General features: G+C 68.1%; 16 protein-coding genes. 4 read left to right on the top strand and 12 right to left on the bottom strand.

Annotation, left to right across the window (positions count from 1 at the left end):
- Positions 1 to 8 precede the first annotated feature (8 nt).
- The gene (locus J0J01_RS14730) at positions 9 to 1,022 is read right to left on the bottom strand and encodes a S1C family serine protease (protein WP_296381814.1); all 1,014 of its coding nucleotides are present in this window, start codon (positions 1,020 to 1,022) and stop codon (positions 9 to 11) included.
- A gap of 65 nt (positions 1,023 to 1,087) precedes the next feature.
- On the opposite strand from J0J01_RS14730, the gene J0J01_RS14735 reads away from it, so the two are divergent.
- Together J0J01_RS14735 and J0J01_RS14740 are read left to right on the top strand one after the other, a co-directional pair.
- Complete coding sequence (locus J0J01_RS14735; RefSeq protein ID WP_296381815.1) at positions 1,088 to 3,400, top strand: UvrD-helicase domain-containing protein; 2,313 nt, start codon at positions 1,088 to 1,090, stop codon at positions 3,398 to 3,400.
- 6 nt (positions 3,401 to 3,406) lie between these two features.
- Entirely contained in the window at positions 3,407 to 4,249 is an 843-nt protein-coding gene (locus J0J01_RS14740; RefSeq protein ID WP_296381817.1) for a 50S ribosomal protein L11 methyltransferase, read from the top strand.
- A gap of 77 nt (positions 4,250 to 4,326) precedes the next feature.
- Here the strand turns inward: J0J01_RS14740 and J0J01_RS14745 are convergent, their stop codons facing one another.
- Positions 4,327 to 4,722, bottom strand: a complete 396-nt coding sequence (locus tag J0J01_RS14745; protein ID WP_296381819.1) for a DUF1127 domain-containing protein — start codon at positions 4,720 to 4,722, stop codon at positions 4,327 to 4,329.
- A gap of 209 nt (positions 4,723 to 4,931) precedes the next feature.
- On the opposite strand from J0J01_RS14745, the gene J0J01_RS14750 reads away from it, so the two are divergent.
- Entirely contained in the window at positions 4,932 to 6,956 is a 2,025-nt protein-coding gene (locus tag J0J01_RS14750; RefSeq protein WP_365737092.1) for an aminopeptidase P family protein, read from the top strand.
- Between the two features lie 333 nt (positions 6,957 to 7,289).
- Here the strand turns inward: J0J01_RS14750 and J0J01_RS14755 are convergent, their stop codons facing one another.
- The 4 genes from J0J01_RS14755 to J0J01_RS14770 are packed head-to-tail and all read right to left on the bottom strand — an operon-like array spanning position 7,290 to position 10,479.
- Positions 7,290 to 8,069 carry a class I SAM-dependent methyltransferase gene (locus tag J0J01_RS14755; RefSeq protein ID WP_296381821.1) on the bottom strand — a complete coding sequence of 260 codons (780 nt, stop codon included), beginning with the start codon at positions 8,067 to 8,069 and terminating at the stop codon, positions 7,290 to 7,292.
- 7 nt (positions 8,070 to 8,076) lie between these two features.
- A complete protein-coding gene (locus J0J01_RS14760; protein WP_296381823.1) occupies positions 8,077 to 9,111 on the bottom strand; it encodes a D-cysteine desulfhydrase in 1,035 nt (344 codons plus the stop codon).
- A gap of 46 nt (positions 9,112 to 9,157) precedes the next feature.
- Positions 9,158 to 9,694 carry a hypothetical protein gene (locus tag J0J01_RS14765; RefSeq protein WP_296381825.1) on the bottom strand — a complete coding sequence of 179 codons (537 nt, stop codon included), beginning with the start codon at positions 9,692 to 9,694 and terminating at the stop codon, positions 9,158 to 9,160.
- Positions 9,695 to 9,705: 11 nt separating this feature from the next.
- Entirely contained in the window at positions 9,706 to 10,479 is a 774-nt protein-coding gene (locus tag J0J01_RS14770; RefSeq protein WP_296381827.1) for a GNAT family N-acetyltransferase, read from the bottom strand.
- A 308-nt stretch (positions 10,480 to 10,787) separates the two neighbouring features.
- Here J0J01_RS14770 and J0J01_RS14775 point away from each other — a divergent pair, with 308 nt between their 5' ends.
- Entirely contained in the window at positions 10,788 to 12,293 is a 1,506-nt protein-coding gene (locus tag J0J01_RS14775) for an amidohydrolase family protein (RefSeq protein ID WP_296381829.1), read from the top strand.
- 58 nt (positions 12,294 to 12,351) lie between these two features.
- Here the strand turns inward: J0J01_RS14775 and ligA are convergent, their stop codons facing one another.
- The 6 genes from ligA to J0J01_RS14805 all read right to left on the bottom strand — a co-directional run bounded on the left by ligA (position 12,352) and on the right by J0J01_RS14805 (position 21,376).
- Complete coding sequence (gene ligA, locus J0J01_RS14780) at positions 12,352 to 14,511, bottom strand: NAD-dependent DNA ligase LigA (RefSeq protein ID WP_296381831.1); 2,160 nt, start codon at positions 14,509 to 14,511, stop codon at positions 12,352 to 12,354.
- Positions 14,512 to 14,677: 166 nt separating this feature from the next.
- Positions 14,678 to 16,357 carry a DNA repair protein RecN gene (recN, locus tag J0J01_RS14785; RefSeq protein ID WP_296381834.1) on the bottom strand — a complete coding sequence of 560 codons (1,680 nt, stop codon included), beginning with the start codon at positions 16,355 to 16,357 and terminating at the stop codon, positions 14,678 to 14,680.
- Positions 16,358 to 16,366: 9 nt separating this feature from the next.
- Positions 16,367 to 17,176, bottom strand: a complete 810-nt coding sequence (locus J0J01_RS14790) for an outer membrane protein assembly factor BamD (protein ID WP_296381835.1) — start codon at positions 17,174 to 17,176, stop codon at positions 16,367 to 16,369.
- A 150-nt stretch (positions 17,177 to 17,326) separates the two neighbouring features.
- The gene (ftsZ, locus tag J0J01_RS14795; protein ID WP_296381837.1) at positions 17,327 to 19,069 is read right to left on the bottom strand and encodes a cell division protein FtsZ; all 1,743 of its coding nucleotides are present in this window, start codon (positions 19,067 to 19,069) and stop codon (positions 17,327 to 17,329) included.
- 147 nt (positions 19,070 to 19,216) lie between these two features.
- On the bottom strand, positions 19,217 to 20,452 hold the full coding sequence (ftsA, locus tag J0J01_RS14800; protein ID WP_296381839.1) for a cell division protein FtsA: 1,236 nt from the start codon (positions 20,450 to 20,452) through the stop codon (positions 19,217 to 19,219).
- 39 nt (positions 20,453 to 20,491) lie between these two features.
- Entirely contained in the window at positions 20,492 to 21,376 is an 885-nt protein-coding gene (locus J0J01_RS14805) for an FtsQ-type POTRA domain-containing protein (RefSeq protein WP_296381841.1), read from the bottom strand.
- Positions 21,377 to 21,380 lie beyond the last annotated feature (4 nt).

The raw sequence follows: 21,380 nt of genomic DNA on the forward strand, positions 1-21,380 counted from the left end.
CTGGCTCGTCAGGAGCCGTACTTGTGGTAGCTCGCGCGGTCGCCGGTGCGCACCGTGACCTCGAAGGCGTCGTTGTCGCGCTCCATGCGCAGCATGATCGCGGTGCCGGCGGGACCGCTCGCCCACAGCTTCCTGTAGAAGTCGGCGACGTCGTCGAGTACCTCGCCGTTCAGCGCCTGCAGGATGTCGCCGCGCTTCAGCCCCGCGCGATCGGCCGGGCCGCCATCGGAGGTGCCGCCGACCATCAGCTGGCCCATGTGCTCGACGGTGTAGAGGCCGAGCCACGGCCGGGCCGGCGTCGAGAGCTTGCCGCGCTCGACCAGCTCCTCGAACACCGGCTTCAGCCGGTTGATCGGCACGTACATGTTGCCCGGGAAAGCCGGTGCGCCCGGGCCGAGCGCCTCCTGCACCAGCAGCGAGCCGACGCCCAGCAGGGTGCCGTCCATGCCGACCAGGGCCGAGCCGCCCCACAGCGGGTAGGCCGGCACGGTGAAGATCGCGTTGTCGAGCAGATACTCCCAGTAGCCGGCGAACTCGCGGCGGCCGGCGACCTTGACCTTGAGCGTCGCCTTCTCGCCGCCGACGCCGGCGACATAGGCCTCGCTGCGCAGCACCAGTGAATCGGAATCGCCGAACGGCATCGGCTTGACCGGGAACGGCCGGCGGCTCCGCACCAGGCCGAAGCCGCTCTCGTAATCGTAGCCGATGATCGTCGCCTGCACCGAGCGGCCCTCGCCGTCGGTCACCATAATCTCCGACGCCTCCATGATCAGGTAGCCGATGGTCACGACCAGGCCGTCATCGTCGATCACGATGCCGTGGCCCTCGCGCTCCGAACCCAAGGTCTGGGCCGAGCGGCGGTCCTCGGGGATGGTGGTGTGCAGGCCGACCACGGCAGGCAGCACGTCGACGACCTCGGACGGCAGGTTGCTCTCGCTGCCCGGCCGGCGGGCTTCGACGCCCCGCTCGTTGCCGTGGAACTGGCTCGAGCCGTTCGCGGAACCGTTCAATCCTCGGGCCATGCGAAATCCTCCGCGTGCTGGCGTCCAAGATAGGCGTTGAGGCTGACGATTGCTATATGATGTGTATGGCGCCTCCCGCCGACCCGTTTGAAATCACGGACGATCCTGAGCCTGGGCCCGTTCCCGGCCCGCAGCCTGCAGGAACGCGTGCGGTTGCGTCCGCGGCTTATCTCGACGGGCTGAACGAGGAACAGCGGCTGGCGGTTATCCACCAGGGCGGGCCGCTGCTGGTGCTGGCGGGCGCCGGCACCGGCAAGACGCGCGTGCTGACCACCCGCATTGCGCACCAATTGATCACCGGCCGCTCCCGGCCCTCGCAGATCCTGGCCGTCACCTTCACCAACAAGGCGGCGCGCGAGATGCTGGAGCGCGTGGCGCAACTGATCGGCGGTGCGGCGGACGGCATGTGGCTCGGCACCTTCCATTCGGTCGGCGTGCGGGTGCTGCGCCGTCATGCCGAGCTGGTCGGACTGAAGAGCAACTTCACCATCCTCGACACCGACGACCAGACGCGGCTGATCAAGCAGTTGCTGCAAGCCGAGGGCATCGACGACAAGAAATGGCCGGCCCGCGTGCTCTCCGGCATCATCCAGCGCTGGAAGGACCGCGCCCTCGCCCCCGACAAGGTGGCGAGCGACGATGCCGGCGACTTCGCCAACGGCAAGGCGGCCGAGATCTACAAGCAGTACCAGGCGCGGCTGGCCGAGGTGAACGCGGTCGATTTCGGCGACCTGGTGATGCTGTGCGTCATCCTGTGGCAGCAGCATCCCGACATCCTGGCGCAGTACCACCGCCGCTTCCGCCACATCCTGGTCGACGAATACCAGGACACCAACGTGGCGCAGTATCTGTGGCTGCGCCTGCTGGCGCAGGGCACCCAGGACGTCTGCTGCGTCGGCGACGACGACCAGTCGATCTACGGCTGGCGCGGCGCCGAGGTCGGCAACATCCTGCGCTTCGAGAAGGATTTCCCGGGCGCGACCATCGTCCGCCTCGAACGGAACTACCGTTCGACACCGCACATTCTCGCCGCCGCGTCTCACCTGATCGCCCACAACGAGCGGCGGCTCGGCAAGACGCTGTGGACAGAATTGAAGGACGGCGAGCGCATCTCGCTGCGCGGCGTCTGGGACGGCGACGAGGAGGCCCGCCAGATCGGCGAGGAGATCGAGGCGCTGCAGCGCGACAAGCACCCGCTCGCCCAGATCGCCATCCTGGTGCGCGCCGGCTTCCAGACCCGCGAGTTCGAGGAGCGGTTCATCACATTGGGCCTGCCCTATCGGGTGATCGGCGGGCCGCGTTTCTACGAGCGCATGGAGATCCGCGACGCGCTGGCCTACTGCCGGGTCACGGTGCAGCCCGACGACGATCTTGCCTTCGAGCGCATCTACAACACGCCGCGGCGTGGTCTCGGCGAGTCCGCCCTCCGGACGCTGCGCATCATCCAGCGCGCCCAGAAGGTGTCGCTGTTCGAGGCGGTGCGGCGGGCGCTCGAGACCGACGAGCTGAAGGGCCGCCAGCGCAAGGCGCTGGGCGACCTGGTCCAGAGCTTCGACCGCTGGCGCTCGATGCTGGAAGGCCTGAACCATATCGAGGTGGTCGAGACCATCCTCGACGAGTCCGGCTACACCGACATGCTGCGCGCCGACCGCTCACCCGAGGCCGAGGGCCGGCTGGAGAACCTGAAGGAGCTGACCAACGCCCTGCAGGAGTTCGATTCCCTGCCGGCCTTCCTCGAGCACGTGGCGCTGCTGACCGACAATGCCGAAAACGCCGGCAGCGACATGGTGAGCGTCATGACGCTGCACGCCGCCAAGGGCCTGGAGTTCGACACCGTGTTCCTGCCGGGCTGGGAGGAAGGCCTGTTCCCCAACCAGCGCGCGCTCGACGACAAGGGCCTGGCCGGCCTCGAGGAGGAGCGGCGGCTCGCCTACGTCGGTCTCACGCGGGCGCGCAAGCGGGCCTATGTCTCCTTCGCCGCCAACCGCCGCGTGTTCAATCAGTGGCAGGCGGCGATCCCGTCGCGCTTCCTGAAGGAGCTGCCGACCGACCGGCTCGCCGAGTCGAGCGACGCCGGCCTCTACGCGACCTACTCCGCGGGCCATCACGGCGGCCTGCGCGACCAGGCGAGCGGCTTCGACTACGAGAGCCTCGGTGTCACCCACATGGGGCGCGCCCGCACCCGCTGGCGAGACGAGACCACAGCCGACCGCCACGCCGTCGACGGCGACAAGCCCGACCTCAGCGTCGGCCAGCGGGTGTTCCACCAGAAGTTCGGCTACGGCCGCATCGTCGCGGTCGACGGCAACAAGCTCGACATCGAGTTCGAGAAGGCGGGGCCCAAGAAGGTGCTCGATAGCTTCATTGAAGCCGCCTGAAGAAACATGAGCAGCGGCTGGACGGCCTGGCGCGACGTTTCCGCCAACGAGCGTCTTGCCAGCGAGCAGGCCCTCGAGCATCTCGCCGAGGACGGCTTCGTCGTCACCAGCCGCGAGCTGTCGCGCGACGGCCCGTGGCGCCTCTCGATCTTCGGCGAAGGCGAGCGGCCGACGCTGCACGGCGACTGGACCTGGGAAGAGCTGCCCGACAAGGATTGGGTCGCCGAGAACCAGCGCTCCTTCCAGCCCTTCCAGGTCGGTCCCTTCTGGGTGCATCCCTCGCACAATGCGGAAGGCATTCCGGCTGCCTCCATTCCCTTGCGAATTGACGCCGGCTTGGCCTTCGGCACCGGCACGCACGCGACGACCAGCGGCTGCCTCGAGATGCTGGCGACGCTCGATCCGGACGAGACCTCGAATGCCGTCGATGTCGGCTGCGGCAGCGGCATCCTCGCCATCGGCATGGCCAAGCTGTGGAAGCGCCCGGTTCTGGGCGGCGACAACGATGCCGAGGCCGTCGAGGTCGCGATCGAGAACGCCGAGCGCAACGGCGCGGCGGCGCTCTGCCGCTTCTTCACCTCGATCGGCCTGCGCGCGCCCGAGCTGGCCACCCGCGCGCCCTACGACCTGATCGTCGCCAACATTCTCGCCGGCCCGCTGATGGAGCTGTCGGAGTCGTTCGCCGCAGCCGTGCGCACCGGTGGTCGCGTGCTGCTGAGCGGCCTCCTGGTCGAGCAGGCCGACATGATCCTCTCGACCTACAAACGCCGCGGCTTCGTCTTCGAGCGCGCGATCGACCGCGAGACCGGTGGCGCCGACTGGCGCACGCTGCTGCTGCGCAAGGCCTAGGATGCGCGCAAACAAAAAGGGCCGGCAACAGCCGGCCCTTTCGTACTCTACGCTTACGCTTACGCTACCAACTCGCGTTACGCCGCGCGACGCACGTTATGGTTCGCGGGGGTAGCATGACCGGCGACGGCGTCGAACTGCGGCATGACGCCCTCCACGGTCTCACGTACCGCGAAGGCAATGTCTGCACGGCACAAGCCGAGATCGGCGAGCTCGCGATCGCTCATGCGATGGAGCTGGGCTTCCGCAGCGCGCAGCTTGAAGTCGGCTTTGACGGCCGCGACGGCGCGCTTGATCAGGCGCACCAGCCAGATGCCTGCGTCGATCATGAAGATCGCCCGGGCATAACGGGCCTCCTGCTCGAGACGCCGGCGGTCGGCGTGACGGAAGCCGTAGGGCGCGTAGTCGCTGTCGTTTCCCCTCGCCGTTTCGCTGGTCAGATTCTGGAACGTCTGAATCGGCTGGGTCATCATGGACATCTCCTTCGATTGTGCGTTGCCGCATTGGATGCTGCAACTGCACAAAGCAAATATAGAGCCTTGAGATATAACGATAAGTACGGTTCCGAGGGCCCTGCTATGCACTGAATGCATGAGGCCAATAAACCGTCATTTCGCGTCTGCGAAAGAACAATTATTGCGCAGATTGCTTGCTTGCACGACCGCACTTACGTTCCGAGCCTATGAGCTCCGCCCCCGACGACGTCCTTCACCTGCTGCGCCAGCGCGGCCGCTCGCCCGACCCTGCCGCTTTGGAGGGCTTGATGCGCGGTGTGGTGGCAGCGCCCGAAGGGCTGGCCGGGCCGGAATGGGTCGAGCTGTTCGACCCCCAGCCCGACGCCGCGCTGACCCAGGCGCTGACCGCGTGGCGTGCCGAGATGGCGAAAGCCGACGACGGCTTGCATGCCTCCCCTGCACCAGCCGGGCGGCTTGCGGACCTCCGTGCAGAACTGAAGCGCCGCGGACTCGACGGCTTCGTCGTGCCGCGCGCCGACGAGCACCAGGGCGAATACGTGCCGCGCCGCTCGCAGCGGCTGGCCTGGCTGACCGGCTTCAGCGGCTCGGCGGGCCTCGCGATCGTGCTCGCCGACAAGGCGGCGATCTTCATCGACGGCCGCTACACCCTCGCGGTGCGCGCACAAGTCGACACCGACGCCTTCGTGCCGCATCAGATCCCCGAGGAGTCGCCCGACGTCTGGATCGCCGCCAACCTGCCATCCAAAGGAATAAGTGGGGGCGGCAAACTCGGCTTCGATCCCTGGCTGCAGACCGTCGACGGCTACGAGCGCTTCGCGCGCGCCGCACAACGCGCGGGCGGCAGCTTCGTCGCCGTCGAGCAGAATCCCATCGATGCGGTGTGGACGGATCGCCCGGCGCCGCCGCTTGCGCCGGTCCTGCCGCATCCCGTCGAGTTCGCCGGCGAGACCAGCGAGCAGCGCCGCCGCCGCATCGCCGACATCGTCGCTGCGAAGGGCGCCGACGTGGCGCTGCTGACCGCGCCGGATTCGATCGCCTGGCTGCTGAACGTGCGCGGCGGCGACGTACCGCGCACGCCGTTCGCGCTGGGCTTCGCGCTGCTGCACACCGACGGCCACGTCGACCTGTACATGGACCGCCGCAAGGTGCCGGACCGCACCGTCGCCTGGCTGGGCAATGCCGTGACGCTGGCGCCGCCGGAGGAACTGGGCGCCGCGATCGACACGCTGGGCAAGGTCGGCAAGAAGGTGCTGATCGAGACCTCGACCGCGCCGGTCTGGGCGGCGACGCGACTGCACGCCGCCGCCGTCACCATGGTACGCGATGCCGACCCGGTGGCGCTGCCCAAGGCCTGCAAGAACGCCGTCGAGCTCGAGGGCATCCGCACTGCCCATCGCCGCGACGGCGCGGCGGTGACGCGCTTCCTGTCGTGGCTGGCGCGCGAGTCCAAGGATGGCCGCCTGCGCGAGATCGAGGTCTCCGACCGCCTGCAGGCGCTGCGCCAGGAGACCGGCAAGCTGCGCGATCTCTCGTTCGATACCATCTCCGGTGCGGGCCCGAACGGCGCCATCGTGCACTATCACGCGACCGACGCGACCGAGCGCACGCTCGAGCCCGGCTCGCTCTATCTCGTCGATTCGGGCGGCCAGTATCGCGACGGCACCACCGACATCACCCGCACCGTCGGCATCGGCACGCCGACGCCCGAGATGAAGGACCGCTTCACCCGCGTGCTGAAGGGCCATATCGCGCTCGGCACCGCGCGCTTCCCGGCCGGCACCACGGGCTCGCAGCTCGATGCGCTGGCGCGCACGGCGCTGTGGCAGGTCGGGCTGGACTACGACCACGGCACCGGCCACGGCGTCGGTGCCTATCTCTCGGTGCACGAGGGGCCGCACCGCATCTCCAAGGTCGCCAACACCGTGGCGCTGCAGCCCGGCATGATCGTCAGCAACGAGCCCGGCTACTACAAGGCCGGCGCCTACGGCATCCGCATCGAGAATCTGGTGGCGGTGAAGGAGGCGCAGATCGAGGGTGCCGACCGGCGCTATCTCGAGTTCGAGACGCTGACCCTGGCGCCGATCGATCTCACCTGCGTCGATGTCGGCCTGCTCACCGCGGCGGAGAAGGCGTGGCTCAACGCCTACCACGCCCGCGTGCGCGAGGTCGTGGCGCCGCAGGTCGACGAGGCGACGCGCGCCTGGCTCGCCGAAGCGACGCGCGCCATTTAACGCCATTTTCTCCATTTTCCGCCATTTTTCGCCGCTCGCGAAAATGGTGGGAGCAACTGCTTCGCATGACATCGCCAGCAGGATACGCGGCCTGCTGCGCCGGACCTATTCTGGGCAATGGCGGCGAATTTTCGCGTGGAGAATCAAGGGGCGTTGGCCGTTCCATTGCCCCTAATGAGACGCCGGAAGTGCGTCACTCCAGTGCCGCTCGGGCTCACGACCCGCACTTACTGAGGAATCGCGTCGGCATCGGCTGCCGGATTTTCTTTCGCCCAAAAGAAAAAATGAGCGGTACTGGAGTGCCGCACTCCCGGCGAGGCTACGTCGTCGCGATCAGCAATTCTTCGGCATTGATCGGCGGACGCAGGCCGTCAGGCCGGTTCTTGAGCCTCGCACGCCATGGCCATGATCTCGGCCGGCCTGAAGAAGCTGATGAACGGCGTGCCGCTCGCCCCCGCGCCCTTCGCCGCCCATGCCCAGGCGCACCGCAGGCTCCGCTATCTCCAGGGGCAGCAGGAACGACATGGCAAAGGTCGTTCCTGGCGCCAGCGCCGCGACCTCGCGCAGCAGCGCCAGGATCGCCTCGCGCGTGAGGTACATGCTGACGCCGGTCGAGGTCACCACCGCCGGACGGCTGGCCTCGAAGCCGGCGGCCACCAGCTTCTGCCGCCAGGAATCGCCCGCCTCGAAATCGACCGGCACCAGCTTCAGCGACTCGGGCATGCCGTAGCCGGTCTCGACCAGGCGCTGGCGCTTCCAGGCCTGGGTGCCCGGCTGGTCGACCTCGAACACGCCGAGCCGCGCGGCGACCTCCGGCCGGCGCTGCACGAACGTATCGAGGCCCGCGCCGAGCAGCACGTACTGATCGACGCCGCGGGCCAATTGCTCGACGACTAGGTCCTCGATGAAGCGGGCGCGGGCGACGATGGACGCGCGGAACAGCCGCGTGGCTTCGGGGTGCATGTCTCCCCACTGCCGCCAGCCCACCTCGGGTGCCGCCAGCGCGAGGCCGATCGTGTCCTCGAGCACGTGCGGCGGCGCGTCGACCTCGACATGCAGGGCGCGCCACAGCGCGACGCGCACCGCCGTGCTGTCGGGGGCGCCCGTCGCCATGGCTTTGTCAGTCCTTGAGGACCGTCCGGCCGAGCACGACGTCCTCGTAGACGTGCAGCGACGGCAGGCCGCCGGTATGGATGAACAGCACCTTCGCGTTCGGCTTGAAGTAGCCTTGGCGCGCCAGGCCGATCAGGCCGGCCATGATCTTGCCGGTATAGACCGGATCGAGCAGCACGCCTTCGGTGCGCGCCAGCATCTGCACGGCCTCGACCATCTTGGCGTTGGGCACAGAGTACTTGGGCTGCCAGAAGCCACCGACGCTCTTCACCGCCTCGCGCGGCACCCTGCCGATGCCGAGCAGGTCGGCGACGGCCTGCGCCTCCTTCAACACCAGCGGCTCCTGGTCGGCAGGATCGCGGCTCACGCCGATGCCGATCAGCGGGATCTTGATGTTGTTGCCGTAGAAGCCCGCAGCCATGCCGCCATGGGTGCCGGAGCTGCCCGAGCCGACCACGACGGCATCGAACGCCACGCCCATCTCCAGCCACTGCTGCTGCATCTCCTGCACGCAGGCGACGTAGCCCAGGCCGCCGATCGCGTTCGAACCGCCGCCCGGGATGATGTAGCCCTTGCGGCCGAGCGAGGCGACTTCCTGCGCGATCCTGGACATCGCCGCGCCAATGTCGGAGCCGCCGGGCACCACGGTGATCGCCTCGACGCCCATAAGCTCGAACATGAAGTTGTTGCCGCCGGCTTCCTTCTTGTAGGAGTTCGGCACGCGCTCCTCGATCACGAAGCGGGCCTTCAGCCCTTCCTTCACGGCCGCCGAGAGCGTGATGCGGCAGTGGTTGGACTGCGGCGCGCCGCAGGTGATCAGCGTGTCGCAGCCCTGAGCCAGCGCGTCGCCCGCAAGGAACTCGAGCTTGCGCGTCTTGTTGCCGCCCGGGAACAGGCCGAGCATGTCGTCGCGCTTGATCCAGATCTCGGGGCCGACGCCGCCCGGGCAGGTCGCGGCGAGGGCCTTGGTGAAGTGCGGCAGGAGCTCGATCGGGGTGGGGAACGGGGTGTAGCGACGACGCGGAAAACGGGCCAAATCCATTGCGATCGAACTCCGGCGAGAGACTGCGACTGAGCGATGCAAGCCTCTAGCACTCCCCCGGGCTGCGAGGAAGCCATCCGCCCCTCCTAGCTCCAGCGCTCACCTCGGATGAAAGCGCAGGTCCGTTCGACGGTGTCGAAGTTCGCCAGACGGTCGGGGACGAGCTGTACCGAGACTTCGAACTCGCCGAACGGCCATAGGACCAGTCCGCGGCCAGCGTCGGACATCTCTTCAGGTTCTCTTCCATCGGCTTCGCGGCGGTCCGCCGCGCCCAAGTGAAGCCGCATCCGGCATGCCAGAGGATCGTCTCCGCAAAATCATAGGAGGTGCCGGCCGGAATGTGCAGCGCGACCAAGGGTGAGACATCGCGCCAGTCGGCCCGGTTTCCGACCGGGAGAGTCCGGTAGGCCTCGTCGATGGCGTGGCGGACCAACTCACCCTTCGCATGCGCGTCGGCGGACGGTTCACCGGCGCGGCTGCTCCACGCGCTGCGCAGCGCGACCGCGCCGAGGGCAAGCGAACCGATCAGCGCAGCCGCTCCTGTCACGATTGCCCGTCGCGATGGCGGACCAGCGTCCTTCACCGAGCCTCTCCTCACCTGTCCGTCTCGCCGTTCTTATGAGCCAGCGCGTCGGGGGAAAAGCGTTCAGGCCGACGGTGATGCGGAAGATACGAAATCGTGCGCTCAGTACAGCACCGACGGCAGCCCGCGTCGGTGGGCTCGTTGTAGAGGCCGACGGTCATCAGCGTCATCTGGTAGACGAGCCGGAGTCCGCCCTTCAGGCACCAGGTGGAGACCTCGTGGTTGCGGGTCGGCACCAGGAAGCCCGGGCGGCCGAAATCGGTCGCGGCGCCGATCAGCGCCATCAGGTCGACTGGCGTGGCCGGGCGTACATCATGGCCGGCGATCTTCTGGTTCAACGGCGCGCCCTGCAGGATCGATATGGGCTCGCGCGTGCGGAAGCCGACCAGGGAATAGAAGCAGAGCGAACGGTTGTGGAAACCCGTCTGCAGCAGGCGCACGCCGGCCGCCTGCCGGCTGGCCGCGCGATCGAGCATGTGGCGCATGAGCTGTCCGCCGGTGCCGCGATTCTGCATCGCCGGATCGACCGTGATCGGACCGATGCCGTAGATCGGCGCCCGCTCGTCCATGAAATCGCTGCCGACGATGCGGCCATCGAGCTCGGCGACGACGGAATGATGGCCCGGATGGGACAGCAGCATCGCCATGAGCTCGCGTCCCTCTTCGGCCGAGGCGAAGTCCGGCGGGAAGTTGTGCGCCGAGTTGACCGACTTGAACGCCTCGTAGCAGATCGTGCCGCACGCCGCGGCGTCGGCGGCGGTGCCCGACCGCAACTCGATCGACATGAACCGTCTCCCCGGGTTCACGGCCAGCGTCGCGTCGGCCGGATCGGTAGAGGTACAATGGCGGTCCGGGCGCGGCCACGAAGATTCAGCGATAAGACGAGCTCGCTCGATCCACTGGACGGCGCGGGCTGACCATCCCTAGAATCCGCGCGTTCGACCGGGGGAACGGCATGCCCAGTTTTCCGGGAGATTCCATTCGCACTTTTCGAGCCGACACAGTTCGTAGCCGGGCGTAACCGACCGCGCGCGCAGCTTTCGTGCGCGCAACGATCGGCGTTCAACCATCTCAGCAGAGACGGAGGAAACCGATGGGCATTTGGCTCAGCGAACGCGAACAGCGCCTCGTCGCAGGCGCCGAGACGGCATCGGCGGCAACGCCGATTCCCACCCAGATCGTCTCCAACGGCGAGTATCTGCCGCCGAGGCAAAGCGCCACCCAGAAGCGGGTCGAGGCGCGGATCAACCAGCTCGCCGACACCAACGCCCGGCGGCTGGGCCTGAACCGCCGGCAGTTCTTCCGCACCGGTTGCGGCATGGCGGCAGCGTTCGTCGCCATGAACGAGATCTACGGCGGCAACGTCTTCCAGGTCACGCCGGCCGAGGCACGCGAGCCCGAACTGGTGCAGGCCCGCGCGCAAGGCCTCGCCGGACAGGTCATCTTCGACGTCCAGACCCACTTCGTGCGCGACGACTTCGACCACAAGGAGCTCCTGGACCTCGCCAAGTTCGCCAAGGCCAACTGGAACCCCAAGCTGGACGATGTCGCCTCGCTCGCCCGCTTCAAGTTCCAGAACTTCGTGAAGGAAATCTACTACGACAGCGACACCAGCCTGGCGCTGCTGAGCGGAGCGCCGTTCGACGACCCGACCTGGTGGTTCCTGTCGAACGAGCAGATCGTCAAGGCGCGCGAGCTGCTGAACGACTTCGCCGGTTCCAAGCGCCTGCTGGCGCACAGCGTCATCACGCCCAAGCAGCCCGGCTGGATGGACGAGGTCGACAAGGCGATCGCGGTCTACAAGCCCGATTCCTGGAAGGGCTACACGATCGGCGATCCGCTCAATCCCTCCAAGTTCCCGTGGCGGCTCGACGACGAGGCGCTGATGTACCCGTTCTACGAGAAGGCGGTGAAGGCCGGCATCACCACGATCTGCATTCACAAGGGGCTGCTGCCGCCCGACTACGAGAAGGCGTTCGCGGGCGTGTGGGAGTACGCCACCGCGTGGGACATCGGCAAGGCGGCCAAGGATTGGCCGCAGATGAACTTCGTGATGTACCACGCCTGCCTGCGCCCCGCCTTCGAGCTGCCCGACCAGGCCTGGTCGGAGTTCGAGCAGACCGGGCGCATCCGCTGGGCCAGCGACCTGGCGGAGATCCCGCAGAAGTTCGGCGTCACCAACGTCTATGCCGAGCTCGGCACGGCGTTCGCCAATTCGGCGGTGGCACATCCGAAGTTCTGCGCTGCGCTGGTCGGCACGCTGGTCAAGGGTCTCGGCGCCGACCACGTCCTGTGGGGCACCGACACCTTGTGGTACGGCTCGCCGCAATGGCAGATCGAGGCGATGCGCCGGCTCGAGATCCCGGAGGACATGCAGAAGAAGTACGGGTTCGCCGCCCTCGGCGACGCCAACAGCGCCACCAAGCAGCAGATCTTCTCCGGCAATGCCGGGCGCATGTACAACATCGCGGTGAAGAAGGCCGAAAATACCCGAATGCCGGCCTTCTCCGAGGACCGCTTCGCGGCCCTCAAGAAGGAGTACACGCGGGCCGCCGCCGGACCCTCCAACCTGCGCTACGGTTACGTCCGCGCCGACTGACGCAGCAGGCGGCTTCATACTCAGAGGAGCGCGCCACTCCCGTGGCGCGCTCCTCTGACTATCCTGAAAGCTTGACCCACTCCTCTTCGGTCAGCGTCTGGACGCCGAGCTCGGCGGCCTTGCGGGCCTTGGAGCCGGCATTCTCGCCGACCACGACCAGCGACGTCTTCTTCGACACCGAGTCGGTGACCTTGGCGCCGAGCTCCTCGGCACGGGCCTTGGCGGCGTCGCGCGTCATCGTCGAGAGCTCGCCGGTGAAGACCACGATCTTGTCCTTGAGCGGCGCGTCGGCGGCGATCACCCGGCGCTTCACCGCCTCGACGGTGAGCTGCTTGCGCAGGTCCTTGATGATCTCGACATTGTGGCCTTCGCTGAAGAAGGCGCACATGGCGTCGGCCGTGGTGACGCCGATCTGCTCGACGTTGCAGAGGCGGCCGTAGCTCCCGCCGACCTCGGCAGCGGCCTTCTCCTTCCTGACGTCGTCGGGCTGCTTCTTGCGCTCCTTGGCGGCGGCCAGCATCTCGGCCAGCCAGTCGTCGGCGTCGCCGTACTCCTGCGCCAGGATCTTGGCGGTCGCCTCGCCGATCAGCGGGATGCCGAGCGCGTTGATGTAGCGGTCGAGGGTGATCGTCTTGCGCGCTTCGATGGCCGCCAGCAGGTTCCTCACCGAGAGGTCGCCCCACCCCTCACGCTTCTTGATCTCGGCTTCCTTGCTCTTCAGCCGGAAGATGTCGCCCGGGATCTTGAGCAGCCCGTCGTTGAAGAAGTTCTCGATGTGGGTGCCGCCCAGCCCCTCGATGTCGAAGCAGTTGCGCGACACGAAGTAGCGCAGCCGCTCGACCTGCTGGAACGGGCATTCCAGCCCGCCCGAGCAGCGCCGCACCACGCCTCCGTCCTCACTCTTCACCGGCGTCTTCAGTGGGCACGGGCAGTGGTCCGGGAAGTGATATTTCTTCGCGTTCTTCGGCCGCTCTTCCGGCACGACGCCCAGAACCTGAGGGATGACGTCACCGGCGCGCTGGATCGTGACCATGTCGCCGACCCGCACGTCCAGCCGCTCGATCTCGTCGGCATTGTGCAGGCTGGCGCGCCCGACCATCACACCGCCGACATTCACCGGCTCCAGCTCGGCGACCGGGGTCAGCGCGCCGGTGCGCCCGACCTGGATGTTGATGCCGTTCAGCCGCGTGCGCGCCTGCTCGGCCGGGAACTTGTGGGCGATCGCCCAACGTGGCGCGCGGCTGACGAAGCCCAGCCGCTCCTGCCAGTCGATGCGATCGACCTTGTAGACCACGCCGTCGATGTCATAGGGCAGCGTCGGCCGTTCGACGCCGATCTCGCGATAGAAGGCGCGCACCTCGTCCGGCGTCTTGCAGAGCCGGGTGAGCGGATTGGTCTTGAAGCCCCACTCCTTCAGGAGCCTGAGGTACTCGCTGTGGGTCTTCCACGGGCGCGGCTCGGCCTCGCCCCAGGCATAGGCGAAGAAGCGCAGGGGCCGGGTCGCCGTGATGTCGGAGTCGAGCTGGCGCAGCGAGCCGGCGGCGGCGTTGCGCGGGTTGGCGAAGACCTTCTCGCCCGCCGCCTCCTGGCGCTTGTTCATCTCCTGGAACGCCTTGCGCTCCATATAGACCTCGCCGCGCACGTCGAAGGCCTTCGGCACGCCTCTGCCCTTCAGCTTGTGCGGGATGTCCTTGATGGTCTTGAGGTTGGGCGTGACATCCTCGCCGGTCGTGCCGTCGCCGCGCGTGGCGCCCTGGATGAACTCGCCATCCTCGTAGCGCAGGCTGATCGACAGGCCGTCGATCTTGGCTTCGCAGCTGAAGGCGATCTCGTCCTCGGGCTTGAGGTCGGTCTCGCGCTCGAGGCCCCGGCGCACCCGGTCGAGAAAGCCCAGCAGCTCCTCGTCCGTGAAGGCGTTGTCGAGCGACAGCATCGGCTTCAGGTGCCGGACCTTGGCGAAGGCGGTGCTCGGCGTCGGCGCGACCTGCTGGGTCGGGCTGTCGGGATCGACGAGTTGCCGGAACTTCGCCTCGATCGCCTTCAGCCTCACGCGCAGCTTGTCGTAGTCGGCGTCGGAGATCTCCGGCGCATCCTTCTCGTGGTAGAGCACGTCGTTGGCGCGAATCTCGTCGGCCAGCCGCTTGTGCTCGGCCTTCGCCTGGCGCTGGGTGAGATCGTCGACCTTCAACGCGGCGACAACTTTGGCAGCTTTGGACATGGCGGGATTTTAGTGCGCCGGGGACATTTTTCCTCCCCATTCATATGGGGAGGCGCCCCGTCATACGGGCGGAGGGGTATAGGCCGCATCACGACTGTGACTCATGACCCCTCCGCCCGCGATTACGCGGGCACCTCCCCATTTGAATGGGGAGGAAGCGCTCTCGTTACCCCGCCGTCGCCAGCAGCCGGTCGGCGGCGGCGCGCGCCTCGGCCGTGACCTCGGCGCCCGACAGCATGCGGGCGATTTCCTCTCGCCGGCCCTTGGCGTCAAGCGACAAGACATCGGTGCTGGCGTTGGTGCGCGTGGTGGTCTTGCGGATCAGCCAGTGCCGATCGGCGATCGCCGCGACCTGCGGCGAATGCGTCACCACCAGCACCTGCACCTCTTTCGCGAGCCGCTTCAGCCGCTCGCCGACCGCGGCGGCTGTAGCGCCGCCGATGCCGGAATCGACCTCGTCGAACACGATCGTGGGGGCGTCGCCGACCTTGGCGAGGCAGACCTTGAGCGCCAGCAGGAAGCGCGACAGCTCGCCGCCTGAGGCGATCCTGCCGATCGGCGCCGGCGGCGTGCCGGGGTTGGTGGCGACGGTGAACTGCACGCGATCGGTGCCCGACTCGGACCAGTCGGCTTCGGCGAGCGGCGTCAGCTCGGTCACGAACTTCGCCTTCTCGAGCTTGAGCGGGCCGAGCTCGGTCGAAACCGCCTTGTCGAGCCGCGCCGCGCCCTTGCGCCGCGCCGCCGCCTGCGCCTCGGCTGCCGCGACATAGGCCGCCCGCGCCGCGTCAGCCTTCTCGGCCAGCGTCTTCAGGCCCGCTTCGCCGTCGTCGAGCGCGGCAAGCTGCGCCGTCATCTTCTCGGCCAGCGGCGCCAGCTCGGCCACGGTCACGCCATGCTTGCGGGCGGCGGCGCGGAGCGCGAACAGCCGCTCCTCGATCTTCTCCAGGCGCGTCGGGTCGAACTCCAGCGACTCTTGTGCCGTCTCGAGCTGCGCCTGCGCCTCGGTCGCCTCGCTCAACGCCTTGTCGAGCGCCGTCAGCGACGCATCGAGGCGGCCGGCGGCCTTATCGACGTTGCGCTCGATCAGGCGATGCGCCGCGCGCAGGGCGGCGACCGCACCACGTCCCTCTTCCAGCTCACCCAATGCCTGGGCCACCGCCTCGCCCAGCGCGGTGCCGGCGCGCAAGAGCTGCCGCTCGGCGGCCAGCGTCTCCTCGTCGTCGGCCTTGGGCGCCAGCGTTTCGAGCTCCTTCACGGCATGGCGCAGGAAATCCTCGTCGCGGCGCGCAGCGGCGGCAGCGGCCTCGGCCTCGGCGCGCGCCTGCTCGGCCTCGCGCCAGCCGCGCCAGGCCCCGCGCACGGCGGCCGCCTGCTTCTCCAGCCCGGCAAAGGCGTCGAGCGAGGCGCGGTGCGTCGCCATGTCGAGCAGGCCGTGCTGCTCCATCTGGCCCTGGATCTCGACCAGCGTCTCGCCCAGCCGCCGCAGCAGCGCCACCGAGGCCGGCTGGTCGTTGACGAAGGCGCGGCCGCGGCCGTCGGCGCCGATGGTGCGGCGGAGCGTCAGCACATCCTCGTCGTCGAGCCCCTGCTCGCTGAGGATCGCGTGCGCGGCGTGGTCCTTCGGCAGGTCGAACGACGCCGCCACCGACGCCTGCGCCGACCCGCGCCGGACCGCGCTCGATTCGGCGCGGGCGCCGAGCGCCAGGCCCAGCGCGTCGATCAGGATCGACTTGCCGGCGCCGGTCTCGCCGGTCAGGGCGCCGAGGCCCGATTGGGAGGCATGGGTGAAGCTGAGATCGAGCTTTTCGATCAGCACGAAGTCGCGGATCGAAAGCGAGAGAAGCATGTCGGCCGGTCAGAACAGTCCGAAGAACCAGCCGCCGCTGCCGCTGCCGCCGCTCTTGTCGCCGATGCGATAGTCCTCGCCGGTGAGCAGGAAGTAGCTGTCGGCGTACCAGTCGCTGCCCGGGAAGTTGTGGCCGAGCACGGCTGCGGTCTCCTTGGCCTCGCTCTGCACGCCCAGCGCCAGGTAGCTCTCGACCAGGCGGTGCAGCGCCTCCGGCACGTGCGTGGTGGTCTGGTAGCGCTCGATCACCGTGCGGTAGCGGTTGATGGCGCCGATATACTGGTGCTGCTTCTGGTAGTAGCGGCCGATGTCCATCTCCTTGCCGGCGAGATGGTCGATGGTCAGCTCGACCTTGAGGCGGGCGTCGCGGGCATAGACCGAATCGGGGAAGCGCTTGGCGACGTCGGACAGCGCATCGAGCGCCTGCTGGGTCATGCGCTGGTCGCGGCCGACGTCGGAGATCTGCTCGTAGTAGCAGAGGCCCTTCAGGTAGTAGGCGTACGGGATGTCGCGATGGCCGGGATGGAGCTGGATGAAGCGGTCGAGCGCGATGATGGCGTCATCGTACTTGTTCGACTGGTAGTAGGTGAAGGCGGCCATGATCTGCGCCTTGGTCGCCCACACCGAGTAGGGATGCTGGCGGTCGACCTCCTCGAACTCCTTGGCAGCGAGCTTGTATTCCTGGCGGCCGAGATCGTCGAGCGCGCGGTTGTACAGCACCTCGACCGGCTGCTCGTTGTAGGTCTCGTCCTTGTCGGAGCTGAACCAGCCACAGGCCGACAGCGACATCGCCAGCAACGCCACAGGGGCAAACGCCAATGCGGGGCGCGCGCGGTTAAAGATCGACGCTTTCGACATATCCCATCCGTGAAGCCGGTTCGCGGTTTTTATATCACGCCGACGCCGAAAAAAGAGAGGGGCCAAAGGCCCCTCAAGAAGATGCATGGAGAACGCTACACAGGCCTGCAGTCAGTTGGCTTGGCGCCTCAGGAAGGCCGGAATCTGCAGGTCGTCGTCATCGCGCGCCGGCTTGGCGCGCTCGGTGACGTCGAGGGTCATCGACGGCTGCGCCGGCGCCGGCCGCGGCGCGGGCTTGGGCGCCACCGCCACGACGTTCTCCGGCTGAGGGGCAGGCGCGGACGCGCGTGCCACCGACGGCTCGACCGGCGCCATCGGAGCGGCGGGCGCGGCCTTGGGTGCCGAGAAGGCGCCGGTGATGCGCTGGAACAGGTTGGGCGCGCGATCGCCGCCGACAGGCCGCGCGACCGTCGGGCGCGCCACCGGCTCGTGGGCCCGCACCATCGGCCGGGTAGCCGGGCGCGTGACCCGCCAGTCGTTCTCGTCGACCAGCGGCTTCTGCGCCGCAGGCGCCGCAACGGGCGCGGGAGCCGGCGCGATCGTGGCCGCGATCGGCGCGGGAGCCGGCGCTTCGACTGCCGCGACAGCGGGCGGCGCGATGGCGACGGGCTCCGGCGGCACCTCGGCGACGACCGGCACGGGGGCTTCCATCATCACCTGTACCGGCGCTGCGATGGGCGCGGGCGGCGGCGCGACCGGCGCCACGACCGGCTGCGGCATCACCGGGGCGGGCGGCGGAGTCGGGATCGGCGCGGCAACCGCCGCGGCCGGCATGGCGACGCGGCCAACCGGCGGCGCGGTCGGACGGCTGAGCGCCGGCTGGCCGGTCTGGATCGGCCGGGTCATGTCGAGGTTGAGGTAGTTCGGCGCCGGCGCCTGCGCCGCCAGCGCGGCGATGCCGGTGGCGACGACCGACACGCGCATGCGGCCCTGCATCGAGGCATCGAAGGTCGAGCCGAAGATGATGTTGGCGTCCTGGTCGACTTCCTCGCGGATGCGGTTGGCCGCCTCGTCGACCTCGTGCAGCGTCATGTCGAGGCCGCCAGTGATGTTGATGAGCACGCCCTTGGCGCCCTTCATCGAGTGATCTTCCAGCAGCGGGTTCGAGATGGCCGATTCGGCCGCGACGCGGGCGCGATCCGGACCCTCGGCCTCGCCGGTGCCCATCATCGCCTTGCCCATCTCGCCCATCACGGTGCGGATGTCGGCGAAGTCGAGATTGATCAGGCCGGGCATGACCATCAGGTCGGTGACGCCGCGCACGCCCATGTGCAGCACGTCGTCGGCCATCTTGAAGGCGTCGGCGAAGGTCGTCTTCTCGTTGGCGATCTTGAACAGGTTCTGGTTCGGGATGACGATCAGGGTGTCGACCACCTTCTCGAGCTCGGTGATGCCCTGCTCGGCCGACTGCATGCGGCGGCGGCCCTCGAAGTGGAACGGCTTGGTGACGACGCCGATGGTCAGGATGCCCTGCGCGCGCGCCGCCTCGGCGATCACGGGCGCCGCACCGGTGCCGGTGCCGCCGCCCATGCCGGCGGTGACGAACACCATGTTGGCGCCGTCGAGCAGCTGCAGGATCTCCGGCAGCGCTTCTTCGGCGGCCTGGCGGCCGACCTCGGGCCGCGCCCCGGCGCCGAGGCCCTGGGTGATGGTGATGCCGAGCTGGACGCGGCGGTCGGCGAGCGACTGGCCGAGCGCCTGGGCGTCGGTATTGGCAACGATGAACTCCACGCCTTCCAGCGCGGCACTGATCATGTTGTTGACGGCGTTGCCGCCCGCGCCACCGACACCGACGACGGTGATGCGCGGCTTAATCTCGGACTCCTTCTGAGGGAGGCTGAGGTTGATGGTCATACGGCGCTCTCCACGCAAACGAGGGGGTTATCTGCTCGGAGCGGCAGCGTGAGCCTGTGTTTTGGGTAAGCCCTTACACTGCCACCGGCTTTTTCTTGGTTATCTCTACAGCCTGTGGGAATTGCCACTTCCCACACAACATATTGCCTAAAAATTTTCCCTTATCCAACTGCCAATCCGCCCAATTCGACTCGAAGGCGCTTCGCTGACGGCGGGTTGCGCCTGGACGACGACGTGATGCTGCTGCGCGAAGGCGAGCAGGCCCGCCGCCGCGGAAAAGGCCGGTCCGCCGGTCGAATCCGCGAGCCCGGCGAGGCGCAACGGCCCGCCGGTGCGTACTTTCTTGTTGAGGATCGCGCTCGCGACCTCGGGCACGCCGTCGAGCTGGCAGCCGCCGCCGACCAGAACGGCGCGGCCGCCGGCCAACTTATCCACACCTGAGGCCTCGAGGCGGCTGCGCACCAGCTCGAACGTCTCCTCGACGCGCGGGCGAATGATTCCCACGAGAATCGACCGAGGGATGTGGTTGGGCCGGGTCCGGTCCTCCTCGCCGATCAGCGGCACGTCGATGATGTCGTACTCGTCGTTAGGCTTGGCGACGGCGCGGCCGATCTGCGTCTTCATGCGCTCGGCATGGGCGACCGGCGTGGAGAGGCCACGGGCGATGTCGCGGGTGACGTGCTCGCCGCCGACCGGGATCGAATCGACGTGGACGAGGTTGCCTTCATAGAAGACGGCGATCGAGGTCGTGCCGCCGCCCATGTCGATCAGGGTGACGCCGAGGTCACGCTCGTCGGCAACCAGGGAGCTGAGGCCGGCGGCGTGGCTCGCCACCACCCGCTCCGAGATCTCGAGATGGGCGCGGCGAACGCAGACCTGGAGGTTGCGCATCGAGCCGCTGGCCGCGGTGACCAGGTGGACGTCGACGCCCAGCCGCTCGCCGAACATGCCGCGGGCGTCGCGCACCGGCGTGCCGTCGACCGAGTAGCCGATCGCCGCCGAGTGGATGATGTCGCGGTCGGCGGTCTCGGCCGGGAGCGCGATGTGCTGCTGGACGCGGCGGACGTCGCGCTCGCCGATCTCGTGATGGCCGATCGCCACTTCGAGGTTCTGGTTGTGCGACGAGGGCGAGCCGCCGCTGACGCCGACGATGACCTCGCGGACATGCTCGCCGCACATCTCTTCCGCCGTCGACACCGCCGAGGAGATGGCGCGGGTCGCCGATTCCATGTCGACGATGTTGCCCGACCGCATGCCGAGCGCCGGCTGGTGACCGATGCCGACCACCCGCAGCCCCTGCCCGTCGACCCGGGCGACGAAGCAGACCACCTTGCTGGTGCCGATATCGAGAGCGGCGATCACCCCGTTTCTTGTCTTAGCCACGATGTATCCCCGTGCTTGTACGCTTACGTTTCTGCGTTTCTAGACAGGTCCGTTCGGCGGAGGGTCGCCGGCCGATGCCCGTTTCCTGAGATAGAGTTTGTCCGGCAGCCGCAGATCGACGACGCCGAACTCGCGCGACAGCAGTTTATCCGAAGCTTCGAGTTTGGCCATGCGCTGGAGAGCCGCGACCGCATCTTCTTCCGGCAACCAGATCTCGGTGTCGTTGGTCAGCACCAGATTCCAGCGGCGCTGGCCGACCCACACGGCGGCGCGCAGCTGGTTGGCGATGCTGGGCTCGTAGGCGAGCAGTAGCAGCAGCTCGCCGACATGCTCGGGCGCGCCTGGGCCGCCCAGCAGCAGCAGCTTCTCGGCGCCGGGCGGCATCCGGCTCGCCTTCACGGTGCGGCCGTTCTTGTCGATCAGCGTGTACTCGCTGCCGTTCTGCCAGATCGCGACGGCGCGGCGCTCCTTCAGCGTTACGTAAAGGGTGTCCGGCAGACGACGCTCGACGGTCGCGCTCGACACCCAGTCGATTGCCTCCAGTCGTTTGCGAGCCGCCTGCAGGTCGATGCCGAGCAGCGAATCGCCCGCCTGCACATTGAGTGCGGCCAGGATGGCGTCGCGCTCGACATACTCGCGGCCTTCGACCGTGACGTCGCTCAGCTTGAACGGCGTGATCGCCGCGATGACGGCGTGGAAGGCGCCATCGACCTGGGCCTGGGCCTCGACCAGCCAGCCCTGCTTCCACGCATACCAGCCGCCGCCGCCGCCGAGGCCGAGCAGCAGCACCGACAGCCCCAGCATCATCGGCTGGCGCCAGATCGGCCGGCCGATCTTCTTGATGGCCGCGCGCGTGCGGCGCTTGCGGCGATCGTAGTCTCGGCGCGGCGGCTGTCCCGGCTTGGTGGACGGCGCCTTGCTCATCGCA

Source organism: Reyranella sp. (genome assembly GCF_017305915.1).
Taxonomy (GTDB): Bacteria; Pseudomonadota; Alphaproteobacteria; order Reyranellales; family Reyranellaceae; genus Reyranella.

Coding starts and splice junctions, on each gene's coding strand:
- J0J01_RS14755 (WP_296381821.1), bottom strand. CDS start 8,069: ATGGCGACGGGCGCCCCCGACAGCACGGCGGTGCGCGTCGCGCTGTGG.
- ligA (WP_296381831.1), bottom strand. CDS start 14,511: ATGTCCAAAGCTGCCAAAGTTGTCGCCGCGTTGAAGGTCGACGATCTC.
- J0J01_RS14750 (WP_365737092.1), top strand. CDS start 4,932: ATGAGCTCCGCCCCCGACGACGTCCTTCACCTGCTGCGCCAGCGCGGC.
- recN (WP_296381834.1), bottom strand. CDS start 16,357: ATGCTTCTCTCGCTTTCGATCCGCGACTTCGTGCTGATCGAAAAGCTC.
- ftsZ (WP_296381837.1), bottom strand. CDS start 19,069: ATGACCATCAACCTCAGCCTCCCTCAGAAGGAGTCCGAGATTAAGCCG.
- J0J01_RS14805 (WP_296381841.1), bottom strand. CDS start 21,376: ATGAGCAAGGCGCCGTCCACCAAGCCGGGACAGCCGCCGCGCCGAGAC.
- J0J01_RS14730 (WP_296381814.1), bottom strand. CDS start 1,022: ATGGCCCGAGGATTGAACGGTTCCGCGAACGGCTCGAGCCAGTTCCAC.
- J0J01_RS14760 (WP_296381823.1), bottom strand. CDS start 9,111: ATGGATTTGGCCCGTTTTCCGCGTCGTCGCTACACCCCGTTCCCCACC.
- J0J01_RS14740 (WP_296381817.1), top strand. CDS start 3,407: ATGAGCAGCGGCTGGACGGCCTGGCGCGACGTTTCCGCCAACGAGCGT.
- J0J01_RS14770 (WP_296381827.1), bottom strand. CDS start 10,479: ATGTCGATCGAGTTGCGGTCGGGCACCGCCGCCGACGCCGCGGCGTGC.
- J0J01_RS14745 (WP_296381819.1), bottom strand. CDS start 4,722: ATGATGACCCAGCCGATTCAGACGTTCCAGAATCTGACCAGCGAAACG.
- J0J01_RS14735 (WP_296381815.1), top strand. CDS start 1,088: ATGGCGCCTCCCGCCGACCCGTTTGAAATCACGGACGATCCTGAGCCT.
- J0J01_RS14775 (WP_296381829.1), top strand. CDS start 10,788: ATGGGCATTTGGCTCAGCGAACGCGAACAGCGCCTCGTCGCAGGCGCC.